A 17,107-nucleotide genomic window follows, 5' to 3' on the forward strand; every position below is an offset into this window, starting at 1 on the left:
GAATCATACCCTTCACCGCTCTTTAACATGCAAAATAAAAGCAGTTGATGAGCGGGCCATATAAAAAAGACAGCTTCTCGGCTTGAAGCTGTCTTTTGCGGTTTTCTACTAAGAAAGCCGGCCGACAGGCGCATCCAGACGATAAAGTCTTGAATAGCGAGGATTGTTTTCCAAAAGCTGCTGATGGCTCCCTGCCATTGCAAGCTTCCCTTTGTCTAAAAACAGAATCCGGTCGGCCGCTTCGGCTCCTGCCAAATGGTGTGTAATCCATAGAACAGTCTTTCCATCAAGCACTTGAAACATCGTTGATAGAAGCTCTTTCTCTGTTTTAGGATCGAGACCTACGGTCGGTTCGTCCAATACAACGATTGGCGCATTCTGCAGCAGAATCCGCGCCAATGCAATCCGCTGACGTTCTCCGCCTGAAAAACGAATGCCCGTTTCCTGAACAGATGTATAATATCCTTCGGGAAGAGACTGAATATAATCGTGAAGCTTCACCTGGCGCGCTGCCCAATACACGTCCTCATCGCTCGCGTCAGGGTTTCCGAGCCTGATATTATTCAAAACCGTCGTATCAAACAGATGCGGCTGCTGATTAAAAACAGAGACTGCGCGTGAGATTTCTCCCTGAAGAGACTGTGCAGAAATGCCGTTCAATGTAATGTTTCCTTTAGAAGGAGCGAGCGCCCCTTGTATCAACGACAAGATCGTCGATTTACCCGCGCCGCTCGGCCCGAGCAAAGCGGTCTTTTCACCCTGTTTTAATATAAATGAAACACCGTCCAACACCGGATGGCCTTCTTCATAAGAAAAAGAAACATCTTCAAAGCGAAGCGTGACATCGTCCAAACCTACGGCCTCCGCCCGTTCCTGCTGAACAGCGGCTCCAATTTCTTCCCTTTTCGACGGCTCAAGCCCGTCCATTCTTTCTAAAGAATCCTGATACTCAGGGATTGACGCCGCTGCGTCTGAAAGCGGAAAGAAAGCTTCCGTCAAAGGAAACACAACAAGGACAAACGCCGCAATAAACACAGGAGCCAAGGCGCCTTCCGCGCTTTGTCCGCCCGCCCATATCAACATCAGAAGAACAAGTCCTGCCGCCAGGCATTGCATGGCAAAGTCCCTCCAACGACTGAAGCGCATCCGTTTCTTTTCGATCGCCAGCCATTCCTGTTCTGCTGCTTCATACGCATGGACGAAGTCGTTTTGCCGGCCGCTGAAAACCCAGTCGCTCACGCCCATGACCGCGTCTGTCAGCTGACGGTACAAGAGGCTTCGTCCTCTTTTCAACGCAACATTTTTCGCCCTTGTCACAAGCAGGGAAACAAGCGGAACAAGAAACACGAAAACCGCTGCATAGATCGCGATCAGCCCTGCAAAAGGCCATGAAAAAAAGCCGATAGCAGTGATGTATACGCCATATAAAAGAAGCGCCGACAGCCCGGGAAATACCGTTCTCAAATACATGTCCTGCAAATGCTCAACATCGTCGGCCAAAATGCCGAGCATATCCCCCGTTCGGAAGCGTTCACGCCATTTTAAAGCTTGAGGTTCCAGCATCCTGTAAAGCCTGACGCGCATATCGGATAAAATTTTCAAGATGATATGGTGTCCGGTCAACCGCTCAACATAGCGCGACACCGAGCGCATAATCCCGAAGGTGCGGACCGCTACGATCGGGACATAGATCATCAAAACATTTTCCGGACGCGTAGCCGCTTTGGATATTAAATAACCGGAGGTAAACATGAGAGCTGCAGCCGAGCATGCCGTCAATCCGCCAAGCAACACGACAATGATCAAAAGCCTTATATTTTTCTTGATATAGGGCAGAATCCACCCGTCTTCATTGTTCATGATGCACCTCCAAACGACTGCGCCTGCACGAGCTCATAATAAACGCCCCGCTTTTCAATCAATTCTTGATGTGTACCGGTTTCAGCCACCTGCCCATCCTTCAGCACGATGATTTCATCCATATCAAGCATCCAGTGAAGACGATGGGTTGCCAAAAAAACCAGCTTGTCTTCAAACAGTTTCAGCATCGTTTTTTTCAACTCGTATTCTGTTTCGATATCCAAGTGAGCGGTCGGCTCATCTAAAAGGAGAATCGGACGGTTGCCCAGGAAAGCCCGGGCAACGGCTGTGCGCTGCGCCTGTCCGCCGCTTAATGCCCTCCCGCCTTCACCGATCCGCTCTTCTAAGCCGGACGGAAGCTGATCAATCAGCTCCGTCAGCCCGGCGGCTCTTGCTGCCTGTTCAACTTCTTCGTCAGAAGCGCCGGGATGATAAAAACGGATATTGGCTCCGAGCGTATCCGGAAAGATATAGGGATGCTGCGGAATATACAGGAGCTGATTTTGCCAGCTGTCCGTCTGCAAATGCGTCCTCTCTTTTCCCCCGACTTTGATCACGCCGCTATTCGTTTCCAAGAAACCGCCGAGCACATCGATAAGCGTAGATTTTCCGGCACCGCTCTCCCCGATGATTCCGATTTTTTTCTTTCCTTTAAACGATAGAGAAATGCCGGATAAAGAGGAGTTTTCCTCCTCATCATGCCTCACCTCTACATGCTTGAACTCGATTTGATCGTCGTCTGACCATCGCTCAAGATCCAAAGGCTCCTCATACTTGAAACCGGGCGACTCCAATATCGCCTTGATCGCTTTACCGGCTTCCCGGCCGTTCAACGTAGCATGATAGTCATTGCCGACTTCCCGGACAGGAAGAAAAAACTCAGGCGCAAGAATCAGAATGGCAAGCGCCGGCTCCAGCATGATGGTGCCGTCAACAAGACCGAGACCGAGAAAAACGGCTACGGTTGCCACGGACAGCATGGTGAAAAAATCAAGTGCAAACGAAGACAGAAAGGCAATTTTAAGCGTGCCCATCGTCGCCTTCCTGTACCGTTCGCTCACATGAAAAATATTCTTCGTATGTGAACGGCTCATGCCCAGCACTTTCAATGTTTCCAGGCCGCGCAAGGAATCAGTAAAATGATTTGAAAGCATCTCATACGTCTTCCACTGGCTGTCCGCTTTTCTCTTTGCCGCATAGCCGAGAAGGATCATAAATGCGATTAAAATCGGCATCGTAATCATTAATACTGCAGCGGAGGATGTGTCTTTAAAAAAGACATAACAGACAACCGCCGGCGGTATAACGGCCATGCTGATCATTTTCGGCAAAAACAGCTCCAAATAACGGCGAAACTGCGCAATCCCTTCCATCGCGAGTGTGACGACGTGACCTGTTCCTTCTTTTCTCGCCAGTCTGGGGCCGGATTGGAAAAGCTTCTCCAAAAACTTTTTCCGCAGGTCGGCCCCCGTCTTGGCGGCATAATCAAAAATCAGCCTTTGCCTGACAAGGGTCACGGCGTGGCGGAATAAAAAAGCGGCGGTAAATAAGATGATCAGCGGAACAAGCGAACCGACCCGCTCGCCGTTAAAAAGGCGGGTCACCGCTTCAGCAAGCCATTCGGCCTGCATGATAATAGCTGCGCCTTGCATGCATGTCAGTACGGTGAGTGCTGCAAGAATTCGCTTCATTCCTTTATATTGCAAAAGATCTTTTCCCATTAATAAATCATTGGCTCCTTACTGCTGACCCGTTTTCGAAAAACATAGTAGCTCCAGATCTGATAACCCAGCACGAACGGAAGCAGTGACAGCGCGACGATCGTCATCACTTTTAAAGAATAGTCTCCTGATGAAGCATTATAAACCGTTAAATCATATGCACTTTTGACCGAGCTGATCATGACGCGCGGGAACAGCGCAGTGAAAATCGTCGCCACTGTGAGGGCGATCCCAGCCCCTGTCATAGCAAATGTCCAGCCGTCGCGTTTTTGTTTCATAAATACGATCGACAGCACATAGCAAACGACAATCAGAGCCGCAAGCGGTATCGTCACATGTCCCCTGCCCGTGAACAAGTCCGTTTCAAAAATGGATAAAGCAACAAAGGCAACAAGCGCCGCCAAAACGGCGAATACGACTTTTTTGGCCAGCTGTCTTGCCCGGTCGCGCAAATCAGCTTCCGTCCTCAACGTAATAAAGATCAGGCCATGCAGCAGGCAGAGAAGCGTAACGGTGACTCCCCCTGTTACGGAATAAACGTTCACATAGTCAGTAAAACCGGCGTGCAGATTCATATCGGCATCAATCGGCATGCCGCGCAAGATGCTGGTAAACAAAACACCGAACAAAAACGGGGGCAGGATGCTGCCGAAAAATACGACCCAATCCCATGTTTTCTTCCATTTTGCGGTTTCGACTTTCCCTCTAAATTCAAACGCGACTCCGCGTCCGATCAATGCAAGAAGAACAAAGACAAACGGAATGTAATATCCGCTGAACATCGTGGCATACCAGTTCGGAAAAGCCGCGAAAATCGCGCCTCCCCCAGTCAGCAGCCAGACTTCATTGGCATCCCAGAAAGGGCCGATCGTATTGATCATCACCCTCCGTTCAAGCTCGTTGCGTCCGAGAAACCGTGTCGCCATTCCGACGCCGAAATCAAAGCCTTCAAGAAAGAAAAAACCGATGAACAGCACAGCGACTAATATAAACCAAAGTTCATTAAGAGATACCATGGTAAACCTCCTGATCAAACGGGTCTGTCGATACGGAATCATCATGATGGTGGTCATGGTGTGCAGCCCCTTTTTTAATCTCCCGCACAAACAAGTAGACAAGAACGAGCGCCAGTACAAGATAAATCGCTGTAAACGCGATGACGGAAAACAGCAGCATTCCCGCTGATACGTTCGGCGACACGGACTGCGCCGTTGTCAAAATACCGAACACCGTCCACGGCTGGCGTCCAATTTCAGTCATGATCCACCCCGCCGTATTTGCAATGAATGGAAAGGCGATCAAAGCCACCATCGTCCGCAAAAACCATTTGCTTGTTTCGAGTCTTTTGCGGAAGCTGAGATAGAGGCCAGTCAAAGCGGCAACGATCATTAAAAGTCCTGAGCCGGCCATGATTCTGAAACTCCAGAACGTCGTTTTCACCGGCGGAATATAATTTCCTTCTCCGTATTTTTCTTCATATTGCTTTTGCAGCGTCTTCATTCCGGGCACATCGCCGCTGAATTGTTTATAAGCCAAATAGCTGAGCGCATACGGGATGCTGAGCTCTGATTTGTTTTCCTGCTTGTCCGCGTCAATGTTCGCAAGCACCGTCCAAGCTGCAGGATCGCCGCTGTCATCCCAAAGCGCTTCGCTGGCAGCCATTTTCATCGGCTGGCTCTTCATCAGATGCTGTGCCTGCTCATGTCCGCTGAACGCTACGCCGATGCCGGAAACAAGCGCCACAATCATCGCGATTTGAAAGGATTTTTTAAAAAAGAGCAATTCCTGTTTTTTCAGCATTTTATACGCGCTGACACCGGCAATGAAAAACGCACCGGTGGCAAGCGCACCGAAAATGACGTGCGGAAATTCAACCCATAGCTGCGGGTTATTAATAATCGCAAAGAAATCGGTCATTTCCGCGCGGCCGTTTTTGATCGCGAATCCGACAGGCTCCTGCATAAACGAGTTGGCCGCTAAAATCCAAAACGCCGACATGATCGTTCCAAGCGAAACAAGCCAGATGGACAGCAAATGGATCTTCTTCGGAAGCCGGTCCCAGCCGAATATCCACAAACCGATAAACGTCGATTCCATAAAGAAAGCGAGCAGCGCTTCCACCGCGAGCGGAGCGCCGAATACATCACCGACAAAGCGGGAGTACTCCGACCAGTTCATTCCAAACTGAAATTCCTGTAAAATCCCGGTGACCACACCGACTGCAAAATTAATTAAAAATAAGTGCCCCCAAAATTTAGCCATCGTTCTGTAAATGTCTTTTTTCTTTACGACATAAAGAGTTTCCATTAAAGCAACCATAAAGACAAGCCCGATTGACATCGGCACAAAAATAAAGTGAAAGATCGTTGTTGAAGCAAATTGAAATCTTGCCAAAATGAGTTCGTCCACTGTTCCAGTCTCCTCCTCTTCGTTCTAGCCGGACCCGTTGCCGAATGGGCATCACCCTTGCTCAAAGTTTCACATGAATTTTATGAATATGATCACAGACAAAAGGGTGACCTCGGCCCACATTGATGTTCTGTTATTATCCGGATGGTTATTTATACCTGTACTTTACCGCGAATTCCTTCTTAAATAAAGTACATATTCCCTAATTTATGGATGTCATTGTGACAATTATACGAAGAAATTATAGCTATTTTGTGACGTGATGGTTAACAAGAACTAAATCAACATGAGAAAAATGCCCCTCATCCACGCGGAGCATTTCGTCATTCAACATTTGCGATTTTCTGTGCAAAGCCTTGCGGGTCAAAAGAATACCGTGATATGCAAACAAACAAATTCGGCGCTTTCCTTCAGTTTGAAAACGCCCGACGGAAAGTCCTGTTATTTTGTCCAATCTGTGAAATCTTCCTTCAGCCTTCTGCGCACGTCCTTCATCTATGCCTTCATGCAGCACCGGCTGACTGGACTGCGCATTTACCTGCTTGCTGCCGTATCCCTCCCTGTACAGCTATCTTTGAAACATCGCTCCCTCAGGCTTTAACGAATGGATGGAATATTTATGACTTAAAAATAAACAATAACGATACCCTGTTTATTCTATGAAAATCGAACCATACATTTGTTCAAACAAAATACACAAAATTTGTGAAATGTTTCACAATATCCTGCTATACTTAGGTTGTATTTATGATAGATACTTCTTAGTAAACACTTGATGGTGGTGGAAAACATGGAATCAAAATCACTTGTTCTAGTCGAAGAGCTTGCCTTAAAAAAGCAAAGCATCTTTATGCAAAGCCCGCTTCGTTATCTTTTACGGGCTATGCTGGCCAGTATGTTTATCGGGTTCGGAGTCATTGTAGCGTTTAAAACGGGGAATCTCTTTTATGTTGAACATTCTCCGTTCACATATCCAATTGCAGCAATCACATTCGGGGGCGCCATTATTCTAATTGTCTATGGCGGAGGAGATTTATTTACGGGAAATACATTTTATTATACATTGGCTGCGCTTCGTAAAAAAATGCGTTGGCCCACTGTTATCAAGCTGTGGATTTTCAGCTATGCAGGAAATTTAATGGGCGCCGTGTTTTTCGCAGGCCTCATCTTTGCGACCGGTTTATTTAAAGATCCTTCTTCCACCGGCTTTATTCTTAGCGTGGCGGAGCATAAAATGAATACGCCGGTGACCGAATTGTTCTTCAAAGCGATTTTGTGTAACTGGCTTGTCTGCCTTGCGTTCTTTGTTCCGATGGCACAAAAAGGAGACGGAGCGAAAATGTTCTCTATGATGCTGTTTGTTTTTACTTTCTTTATTTCCGGTTATGAACACAGCATCGCGAACATGGCCACTTTTGCCGTCTCCCTGGTGACCGAGCATCCGGATACGATTTCGATTGCAGGCGCAATCCATAACTTGATTCCAGTAACCCTCGGGAACCTGATCGGAGGCGCGTTTATGATGGGCTTCATGTACCACTATGCAAACAAGCCGGGCGGTGAAGAAATCATCAAATAAAAGGATCGTCCATTTTTAAAGGATTCTAAATATGCGGGTTCCCTTCATAAAATCGTGGTAACTTTAAAAATGGAGGTTCAGCAGATGCAAAGTTTTCATTCGCTTTGCCAGCAGTTTGGACATATTTTAAATGGGGAGCCGCACATTGAACACGGTGTCTGTTCTGTCAGCATCAAACGGAATTTGCGCGTCACGATTCAAGGAAGACCAAGCAAGGGAGTCGGCATGGAAGAAGTCATGTTCGAGTCGCTCGATCAAAACGGAACCGCCTTGAATATGGCCGAAGTCGCAATTTTGCCTGAAGAAATTCCGCTGTTTACAAAAAAGCTTGTCGATCAAGGCATCATCATCAGCGCTCTCCACAATCATTGGATTTTTACAAAACCGAATATCTTATATATTCATTTTCAATCTGTAGAACCGCCGCTAACATTCGCAAGAAAAACAGCTGCCGCTTTATCCGTATTGCGATAAAGCAGCAGCTGTTTTCTTTATCCGTTCATTTTTCCCATCTCTGAAAGTGCGACCCTTTCGACTGCTTTGGCCACAATCTCGTGAACATCAGGATTCAGCGGATCAGGCACGAGATCGCCTTGTTTTGTGCAGGATGCGATCGCTTCGGCGGCCGCGACCAGCATCGGGTGGCTGATCGATTCCGCTCCGGCATTTAACACGCCCCTGAAAATACCGGGGAACCCCAGCACATTGTTGACAGACCGTCCATCCGCAGCGTAGGCTGCCCCGGCCTCGAGCGCATCCTCAGGCTCAATCTCCGGCTTCGGATTGGACAGAGCCAAAATCACCTGGCCTTCCCGAACCCATTTCTTATTGATCAATCCCGGAACACCGGTTGTCGCAACGATGATATCGCAGCTTTCCATCAATTCTTCGATGCTTTCAGCCGCATGACCGCCATAGTTCTCTAAACGCGCCATCGCCTCAAGCGATTTATCCGTTCCGACGACACGTTTTACCCCATATGCCATAAACATTCTGCAGATCGCGACCCCTGCCGCACCCAGGCCGATTTGGCCGACATGGGCCTGCTTCAGATCGACCCCTGCACTCTTGGCGGCTGAAATGGCGGCCGCCAGCGTCACCACCGCAGTACCGTGCTGGTCGTCATGCATGACCGGAATATTCAGGTCGTTTTTCAGGCGCTCTTCGATTTCAAAACAATGCGGTGAACCGATGTCTTCAAGCAAAATACCGCTAAATCCGGGCGCGATGTTTTTAACCGTCCGCACGATTTCGTCAGGATCATTCGTATCAAGCAGAATCGGAATTCCGCTGATGTCTGCTAGCTGGTCGAAAAGTGCGGCCTTCCCTTCCATAACAGGCATTCCCGCCACAGGCCCAATGTCTCCCAAGCCAAGGATGGCCGTACCGTCCGTGACAATTGCAACCGAATTGCCGATGCCAGTATAGATATTCGCTTTTTGCGGCTCTTCTTTAATAAGCTCGCACACATTCGCGACACCCGGCGTATACACCCGCCGCAGATCAGCGAGCGAGCGGATCGGCATCTTGCTTTTCATGCGGATTTTGCCGCCTTCATGTGCAGCCAGCACGTCATCTGAAACGGTATGAAGATGGATGCCTTCTTTTAAGTTGCGGATCACTTCAAGGATCTCGGTAAGCTGTTCTTCATGCTCAACTTGAACCGTAATGTTCCGCATCGTATAATTCGGCCCCACCTTGATCGTTTCAACCTCTCCGATATCACCGCCGGCAAGGCCGATCGCCGTTGTCACCTTTCCAAGGTTTCCTGGTGCTGAAGGGATTTCCAGCATCAAATTCCGAATAATATTGTTGCCATTCATAACAGAATACCTCCATCAATTGTTTTAAAATCGGCTACTGAACCGGCGAGTCTTTTTTATCGGTGTACCAAATAAATTTACCTGTGTATCCGTACAAAATCGCAAGGCCGATTGAAACAAAGCTCAGCCACATGAACGGCAGATAAGAGAAGGTTGACACGCCGAGAATCCCCGCCATATATATGCCGTTGTCTGACCACGGCACCATGCCCGACGTCATCGTACCGCCGACTTCCGCGTTTCTGGACAGCACCCTCCGGTCAATTCCGAGCTTGTCATAGCTTTTCTCCATAATTTTCGGCGTCAAAATGAGCGAGACGTACATCGCGCAGCCAAACACATTCGCCAGGAAAGCGACGATAATCGTCGAGAATGTGACGTTGCCGGCAGAAGTCAGCTTTTGCTGGAACTTGGACACGATCACTTTTAAAACGCCTAAGTGCTCCAAAAGGCCGCCAAAGCCCAGACCGAGAATGATGACGACGACCGAACCGAGCATGCCTTGAATTCCTCCGCGGTTTAAGAGCTCGTCCATAAATTTGATCCCGGTCTCGATGGAAAAGCCGTTGTAAGCCGTGCCAAGTGCATCCGCAAAGTTCATGCCTTGGAAGACCGCAGCCCAGATCGCCCCCAAAAGTGCGCCGATCGCGATCGTCGGCACAGACGGCTTTCTCATGGCCAAAAGAACGATAACGATAACAGCCGGAACAAGCATCCAAATATGAATATCAAACGTGTTTTGCAAAGAAGTTTTCAAAAATTCGACTTTCTGCAAATCGACATTTTTACTACCGTAAATAAATCCGGTAATGGTGAACAACACCGCCGTGATCAAATAGGCGGGTACCGACAAGTACAGCATCGCTCTGACATGAGTAATCACTTCGACCTTTGAAAGAGATGACGCAAGCACTGTACTATCGGAAAGCGGTGATAATTTATCTCCGAAATAGGCTCCGGACAGCACGGCTCCGGCTACAAGCGGAAGCGGTAGCCCCAGCCCTTCACCGATTGCCATCATGGCGATCCCGGCCGTTCCTACAGTACCCCAAGACGTACCTGTGGCCACAGAGGTGATCGAACAAATAATGAGCGTGGCAAGCAGGAATATGCTCGGGTGGATAAACTCAAGCCCGTAATAAATCAAAGTCGGCACAACGCCGCCGGCTATCCATGTGCCGATCAGCGCGCCGACGGCAATCAGGATCAATATCGCTTCGAGTCCGTTTGAAATTCCGTTTGTAATCGATTTTTGCAAATCTTCATACCGGTGTCCCAGGCGCAGACCGAGCAAAATCACTAAAAACCATGAAATAAACAATGCCAGCTGAATCGGCAGATCAAATTTGACTGTAAATGAACAAACTATCGCTAAAAATGCACCTAATACACAAATGATTTCCAACATTGATGGCAACCGTGCTGTTTTCAACCTAAATCCCCCTTATTATTGAAACGCTTTCAAAATAAACTACATAAAAATAGCAATCTGCTTCAATTTTTTCTTAAAAATTTAACTAACAACGAACAGTATACCATGAAAAAGGCTTATGCGGTACCACTTCACCGCTGTTATCCTTTCTCTTCATAAAGTTATTGAAGGAAAGCGAAAACACTCTGTGTTTCTATCCCGGTAAAATGCTTCAGAGTGTTTTCGCGTACTGTTTTTTTCCAGCTTAATCCCGATTTAAAAGTTCAGCCCCGGCAATTCCCGGTTTTGTCATTTCATAAGGATTCAAAATCAGATCAAGCTCTTCTTCAGTCAACACGTCGTTTTGAAGACAGAGATCGCGGACGGATTGCCCTGTTAAAATCGCTTCTCTTGCAATTCTTGCAGCTGCTTCGTAGCCAAGATGCGGGTTGACCGCAGTAATGACGCCTGCGCTTTTTTCTACATATGCCTTTAAGCGTTTTTCATTCGCTTCGATTCCTGCTACACAGTGATCGGTAAACGAACGGAATCCGTTGTTCATGATGCTGATGGATTGCAGGAGATTAAAGACGAGCACAGGCTCCATCACGTTCAGTTCGAGCTGTCCGGCTTCAGAAGCAAGACAGATCGTATTGTCGTTTCCGATGACTTGGAATGCGATTTGGTTGATCAGCTCAGCCATAACCGGATTGACTTTCCCCGGCATGATGGATGAACCCGGCTGTCTTGCCGGAAGGGAAATCTCGGCAAGTCCTGCGCGCGGACCCGATGCCATCAACCGAAGGTCGTTGGCTATTTTCGACATGTTCATCATGCATACTTTTAATGCAGCCGAAACTTCTGTGTACGCGTCCGTATTTTGCGTCGCATCCACCAGATGGTCAGCGCCGATTAGCGGAAGACCGCTGATCTCAGCCAAGTGCTTGACAACATTTTCAATATAGCGCGGATCCGCGTTCAATCCCGTTCCAACCGCAGTAGCGCCCATATTGACTTCATACAGATGCTGGCGCGATTGTTTAATCCGTTTGATGTCGCGTTCAATCACGCGGCTGTAGGCTTCAAATTCCTGTCCAAGGCGGATCGGCACGGCGTCTTGAAGATGTGTGCGGCCCATTTTAATGACGTGGTCAAAGTCGCGCGCTTTTTTCTTAAACGCGTCAAGCATGTATTCCATTGTGTCCAGCAGCTTTTCCAGCTGCTTGAGCGTTGAAATGTGAATCGCCGTCGGGAATACGTCGTTTGTCGATTGAGACATATTGACGTGCGTATTCGGACTCAGATGAATATATTCGCCTTTCTTGTGGCCGAGCAGTTCAAGTGCACGGTTTCCGATGACTTCGTTCGCGTTCATATTCATTGAAGTGCCTGCGCCGCCTTGAATCGGATCAACGATGAATTGATCGTGCAGCTTTCCTTCAAGGATCTCATCAGCGGCTTGGACGATGGCATCTCCAAGGCCTTTATAAAGACGTTTTGTCTCCATGTTGGCAAGCGCGGCCGCTTTTTTTACCACTGCCAGCGCCTTGATCATTTCTTCGTGGATTTTATATCCTGTAATCGGAAAATTCTCCGCTGCCCGCAATGTCTGAATACCGTAGTAGACATCGGCCGGAATCTTTTTTTCTCCGAGAAAATCCTTTTCCGTCCGGTATGTCATTTCAGTTTTCATTTTTTAACCCTGCTTTCTTTTTTTAGATGATGATATCGTCTGCAATTGGCGTTTCCATAATCTTTTTGACTTCAGCTTGTTGTCCGGTTTTTCCTAGTGCCCACATCAGCTTCGGAACGATCGCTTCGGTGTTCATATTCCTCGAGCGGATGATGGCATCCTGGTTTACCTTGCGGCCGACCTCGTAAATGCTCATATCCTCTCCTTCTTCAAGGCATTGCGTCGTAATCGCTACGACTACTCCGGAATCGATCAGCTCGTTCACTTTTTCTAAAATGTTTCTTTTCTCAAAAGGAATGCCGCCGCTTCCGTAGCTCTCAATCACAATACCTTTATATGAACCTTTCAGACAATCAAAAAACTCAGGCTTTAATCCGGGATGAAGCTTCACCAGACAAACATCGGTATTTAAGGAAGTATCAAGTTTCAAAGCGCCTGGCTTCACTTCGGGAACCCGTTTGTTATACTCGATCTCCTTGTCATGAATGAAAGCAACGTAAGGATAATTGATGCTTTCAAATGCATCGTAGCTTTTCGTTCTTAATTTGATCGCTCTCGTGCCTAAAATGACGCGGCCGTCAAAGACGACGTAAACTCCGCCGATACCGTCGCACGCGAAGCGGACCGCATCTTTAATATTTTTTTTCGCATCCGTTTTCTTAAATGTAATCGGAACTTGGGAACCCGTAATCGCAACAGGCTTATCAATATTCTGCAGCATGTATGAAAGCGCCGCCGAGGTGTAGGCCATCGTATCGGTTCCGTGCGTGATCACAAATCCGTCGTAGCGGCTGTAATTCTCATATACAGCCTCAGCCATCATCACCCAATGTTCAGGTTGCATGTTGGTGCTGTCTATATCCATTAAAGATTGGCAATCTATCGTATAATTAGAATGGTCATCAGATAAATAGTTGAGAAGCTCTTCCGCTTTAACCCCCGGAGCCAGTCCGTTTTCGCCTTCTACTGAAGCGATGGTCCCGCCGGTGGTCAACAGCAGTAACTTTTTCATGTGCTACACCTCTTTAAGAAGTAGTTTTATACAGTATAAAGCAAGATCGATTTTATCTAAGAAGGCTTGATGCATCAGGAATGTATACGCTTTATGCGTACCTTCAATGCAATTATAGTCCTCAAATGTGAAATAATCAAGAAACTTTATTCATTTCGCGTACACTTTTACTGATAATGTGCTATAATCACTGTGTATCAAAAGGAGCGTAAGATATGAATTTAGATCGATTAACAACACTGAGAAAAAATAAAAAATGGTCATTGCAATATACTGCCGACCGCCTCGGTATTGCGAAAAGCACTTACGCGGGCTATGAATCGGGCTACCGCCGTCCTTCTTTAGAGGCGCTTATCGAAATCGCTGATTTATTCAATACTTCCACTGATTTTTTGCTTGGCAGAGTTGACGATCCCCGGGATGAAAAGGCTAAAAACGAAGCCATTGAACTGACGGAATGGGATAAGCTCAAGCTGGCAGTCGACGGGACGCTTCTTTCCGAAGAAGAAATCAAGCAGATGGTTGCGTTTATCAAGGTCAAAAAAGAGCTGGATGCGGGGTAAAATGACAGCGGTTAACCGCATGCTGCAAGTGTTATAAAAAGAAAAAAACTTGACTGGCTAAAAAGGCCAGTCAAGTTTTTTTGCTTTTATTGATGTAAAAATTTAACGCAAACCGCTTCAGGAGCAGGAACTCCGGACTGCAAAAGCGTCAGCCGGCCCGTTGTCCGGTCTCTTTCAAACAATGTCAATGTCCCTGTTTCCTGGTTGGAAGCGATTAAAAATTGCTCTGAAGGATCAATCTCAAAGTCGCGCGGCCATTCCCCTTCAGTTGATACGTGTTCAACCAGGGAAAGTTCGCCCGAATACTCGTTGATGCTGAAGACGGCAATGCTGTCGTGTCCGCGGTTTGAAGCGTATACAAATTTGCCGTCTTTAGTGACATGGATGGCGCCGCCTTGGCTCGCACCGTCAAAGCCTTCCGGCAATGCCGAAATGACTTGAATCTCCCTGAATTCACCCAAATCAGGGTTGTATGCCAACACGATGACTTCATTGCTCAGCTCCGTTAATACATACGCATACTTTTCCTGCGGATGGAACTCAATATGCCTCGGCCCTGACCCCGGTGCAGTTGCGTGTTTTTTCACCGCTTCAAGCCGGTCCTCTTTCAATTGATACGTAATGATATGATCCGTACCGAGATCGACGGCTACTGCATACTTCTCATCAGGTGTGAATCCGGAATAATGGGTATGCGCTTTTTCCTGCCTCTCATGCGGTCCTGTTCCCTCATGCTGCACTTTTGCTGAAGGCTCAAGCAAGCCGCGGCTTTCATTTAAAGGGTATGCCATGATCGTCCCGTTGTGGTAATTGGCGGACAGAACATAATGGTTATTCTGATCGACGCTGACATGGCAAGGTGACGGTCCTTCCCCGGCCTGCTGGTTGACGAAAGTCAGCTCTCCTGTGGAACCGTCAACACGGTATGCGGCAACCCCGCCTTTATCGCCGTCTTTGACCACTGCATAGAGCATTTCATTGTCTTTGGCGATATTCAAATATGTCGGACTGCCCAGCTTTGCTGCCGGCTTCGGCGTGCTTAACGCCTTTTTTTCCGTATCAAGCTCAAATGTATAAATCCCTTCGCTGTCAGCTTTAGTATATGTTCCGATATAACCTCTGTATTTTGCCATTTGATCCTCTCCTTTTTAGACAGTCGTCCATTCCTATTTTAACTCACAGAAACTGAATTATCATGATCTGGTATGCAAAAACCTTAAGCGCTCACATGAAAAACAACTTTTTATGATATTCTTAACATAAGAGATCTTCACTGCCGCTTTTATAATGGAATCGCTCATTTTCGGCAGCGGAGACTTGTTCATAGGAGTGTTCAAAATGACGAAAATCATGATTGTCGAAGACAGCGAAGACATTCGGAAGCTTTTACGCGATCATTTAGAAAAATACGGATACGAAACGGTTGCAGCGACTGATTTCACCTCTATCCTTGAAATGTTTCTTCAAGAGAAGCCCGATCTGGTATTGCTTGACATCAATCTGCCGTCATACGACGGGTACTACTGGTGCCGGCAAATCCGCCAGCATTCGACTTGTCCGATCATTTTCATTTCAGCGAGAAGCGGAGAAATGGATCAGGTCATGGCGATCGAAAACGGCGGCGATGATTATATAGAAAAGCCTTTTTCATATGAGGTGGTGCTCGCTAAAATTAAAGGCCAAATTCGCAGGGCATTTGGAGAATACGCCGTTAAACAAGGAGAAAAAGTGATTGAATTTGAAGGCGTCCAGCTGTTTGTCGAACGTTTTGAGCTGCGCTGCCGGGATGAGAAGCTCGAGCTTTCAAAAAAGGAAAGCAAACTCTTGGAAGTGCTGCTTGAAAGAGGAGAAAAAGTGACAAGCAGAGACCGGTTAATGGAGAAGACATGGGAAACCGATACATTTATAGATGAAAACACGTTAAATGTCTATATTACAAGGATTCGCAAAAAATTGCGAAGCTTGGACGCGCCCTTCTCAATTGAATCAGTGCGGGGCGAAGGGTATCAGCTGAGGGCGAAATCATGAAGCTGTTTCTAAAAAACCATGCCGTTCTCATTCTTCTGTTTCTTTTTCAGGGCGGATTCGTGTTTTTTTACTATTGGTTTGCCGGCATGCAGACTTTCACTCACCTTTTTTACATTCTCGGCGTTCAGCTTCTGGCGCTGGCGCTTTATCTTTCGTACAAATGGTATGAAGAACACAGAGTCTACCAGTGGGTCAGCTCAGAACAAAAAGATACAGAAATTCCTTTTTTGGGGACGTCTGAATTTTGCTCAGAGCTCTATGAAAAACATATGGAGCTGAGCCGGCTCCACCACCGCAAAATACATGAGATGGAGTCCAAGCTGGAAGACAGGGTAACCTACATGAATCAATGGGTGCATCAGGTGAAAACACCGCTTTCCGTCATCAATCTGATCATCCAGGAAGAGGACGAACCCGTTTTTAAACAAATCAAAAAAGAAGTCCAGCAGATTGAATACGGACTGGAAACGCTCCTCTATTCATCAAGACTTGACCTGTTTGAAAAGGATTTTAAAATTGAAGCCGTGTCACTTGGCGAGCTGCTTAATTCGCAGATTCAGCGCTATAAACGCTATTTTATACAGCACCGGGTCTATCCAAATAAACAGGTTCCCGCTGAAGACGCCGTTATTTACTCTGATCGAAAATGGCTCAAATTTGCCGTTGGCCAAGTCATCACCAACGCTGTGAAGTATTCGTCAGGAAGAAGCGAACGCATCGATATGACGATATTCCGTAAAGGCGAACGCATCATCCTGGAAATCAAAGATTATGGAGTCGGAATTCCTTCACAAGATTTGAAAAGGGTATTTGAGCCTTATTACACCGGGGAAAACGGACGGCGCTTTCAGGAATCAACAGGCATCGGCCTCTACCTTGTAAAAGAGATTGCGGAAAAGCTCAATTATGATGTGAGCATCGCTTCAGAAGTTGGAAAAGGGACGGCTGTTCAATTTTCGTTCCTTACAAAAATGTAAGTCTTCTTTAATAAAACCGCATAGCTCATCC

At 47.1% G+C, this 17,107-nt stretch carries 14 protein-coding genes; 5 read left to right on the forward strand and 9 right to left on the reverse strand.

What is annotated here, in order from left to right; all coding sequences use genetic code 11:
* Positions 1 to 108 precede the first annotated feature (108 nt).
* Genes cydC through MHI30_RS20535 form a run of 4 tightly spaced genes read right to left on the reverse strand, consistent with a single transcriptional unit; the run spans position 109 to position 5,990 of the window.
* A complete protein-coding gene (cydC, locus tag MHI30_RS20520; protein WP_075751654.1) occupies positions 109 to 1,860 on the reverse strand; it encodes a thiol reductant ABC exporter subunit CydC in 1,752 nt (583 codons plus the stop codon).
* Positions 1,857 to 3,581, reverse strand: a complete 1,725-nt coding sequence (cydD, locus tag MHI30_RS20525; RefSeq protein WP_075751655.1) for a thiol reductant ABC exporter subunit CydD — start codon at positions 3,579 to 3,581, stop codon at positions 1,857 to 1,859. Before cydD ends, cydC begins: the two co-directional genes overlap by 4 nt.
* A complete protein-coding gene (gene cydB / locus MHI30_RS20530) occupies positions 3,581 to 4,597 on the reverse strand; it encodes a cytochrome d ubiquinol oxidase subunit II (protein WP_020453435.1) in 1,017 nt (338 codons plus the stop codon). Before cydB ends, cydD begins: the two co-directional genes overlap by 1 nt.
* Positions 4,584 to 5,990, reverse strand: coding sequence for a cytochrome ubiquinol oxidase subunit I (locus MHI30_RS20535; RefSeq protein ID WP_075751656.1), 1,407 nt, complete (start codon positions 5,988 to 5,990; stop codon positions 4,584 to 4,586). Before MHI30_RS20535 ends, cydB begins: the two co-directional genes overlap by 14 nt.
* A gap of 790 nt (positions 5,991 to 6,780) precedes the next feature.
* Between MHI30_RS20535 and MHI30_RS20540 the strand changes: the two genes are divergently transcribed.
* The gene (locus MHI30_RS20540) at positions 6,781 to 7,569 is read left to right on the forward strand and encodes a formate/nitrite transporter family protein (RefSeq protein WP_075751658.1); all 789 of its coding nucleotides are present in this window, start codon (positions 6,781 to 6,783) and stop codon (positions 7,567 to 7,569) included.
* Positions 7,570 to 7,653: 84 nt separating this feature from the next.
* Positions 7,654 to 8,043, forward strand: a complete 390-nt coding sequence (locus tag MHI30_RS20545; RefSeq protein ID WP_075751659.1) for a DUF1259 domain-containing protein — start codon at positions 7,654 to 7,656, stop codon at positions 8,041 to 8,043.
* Between the two features lie 17 nt (positions 8,044 to 8,060).
* Here the strand turns inward: MHI30_RS20545 and MHI30_RS20550 are convergent, their stop codons facing one another.
* From MHI30_RS20550 to MHI30_RS20565, 4 genes are all read right to left on the reverse strand, one after another.
* A complete protein-coding gene (locus tag MHI30_RS20550; RefSeq protein WP_075751660.1) occupies positions 8,061 to 9,392 on the reverse strand; it encodes a malic enzyme-like NAD(P)-binding protein in 1,332 nt (443 codons plus the stop codon).
* A gap of 34 nt (positions 9,393 to 9,426) precedes the next feature.
* Entirely contained in the window at positions 9,427 to 10,824 is a 1,398-nt protein-coding gene (nhaC, locus tag MHI30_RS20555) for a Na+/H+ antiporter NhaC (RefSeq protein ID WP_075751661.1), read from the reverse strand.
* Positions 10,825 to 11,068: 244 nt separating this feature from the next.
* Positions 11,069 to 12,496 (reverse strand): aspartate ammonia-lyase, encoded by a 1,428-nt coding sequence (gene aspA / locus MHI30_RS20560; protein WP_069500850.1) that lies wholly within the window; start codon positions 12,494 to 12,496, stop codon positions 11,069 to 11,071.
* Positions 12,497 to 12,518: 22 nt separating this feature from the next.
* Positions 12,519 to 13,508 (reverse strand): asparaginase, encoded by a 990-nt coding sequence (locus tag MHI30_RS20565; RefSeq protein WP_069500851.1) that lies wholly within the window; start codon positions 13,506 to 13,508, stop codon positions 12,519 to 12,521.
* A 215-nt stretch (positions 13,509 to 13,723) separates the two neighbouring features.
* Here MHI30_RS20565 and MHI30_RS20570 point away from each other — a divergent pair, with 215 nt between their 5' ends.
* On the forward strand, positions 13,724 to 14,071 hold the full coding sequence (locus MHI30_RS20570) for a helix-turn-helix transcriptional regulator (RefSeq protein ID WP_020453443.1): 348 nt from the start codon (positions 13,724 to 13,726) through the stop codon (positions 14,069 to 14,071).
* 86 nt (positions 14,072 to 14,157) lie between these two features.
* Here MHI30_RS20570 and MHI30_RS20575 read toward each other — a convergent pair whose 3' ends face one another.
* Positions 14,158 to 15,204, reverse strand: a complete 1,047-nt coding sequence (locus MHI30_RS20575; protein WP_069500852.1) for a lactonase family protein — start codon at positions 15,202 to 15,204, stop codon at positions 14,158 to 14,160.
* Between the two features lie 205 nt (positions 15,205 to 15,409).
* Here MHI30_RS20575 and MHI30_RS20580 point away from each other — a divergent pair, with 205 nt between their 5' ends.
* Both MHI30_RS20580 and MHI30_RS20585 read left to right on the forward strand, forming a co-directional pair.
* Complete coding sequence (locus MHI30_RS20580; RefSeq protein ID WP_069500928.1) at positions 15,410 to 16,099, forward strand: response regulator transcription factor; 690 nt, start codon at positions 15,410 to 15,412, stop codon at positions 16,097 to 16,099.
* Positions 16,096 to 17,076: an ATP-binding protein gene (locus MHI30_RS20585; protein WP_069500853.1), complete on the forward strand. Its 981-nt coding sequence runs from the start codon at positions 16,096 to 16,098 to the stop codon at positions 17,074 to 17,076. Before MHI30_RS20580 ends, MHI30_RS20585 begins: the two co-directional genes overlap by 4 nt.
* Positions 17,077 to 17,107: the final 31 nt, after the last annotated feature.

This window comes from Bacillus sp. FSL L8-0528, assembly GCF_038593085.1.
Lineage (GTDB): Bacteria > Bacillota > Bacilli > Bacillales > Bacillaceae > Bacillus > Bacillus paralicheniformis.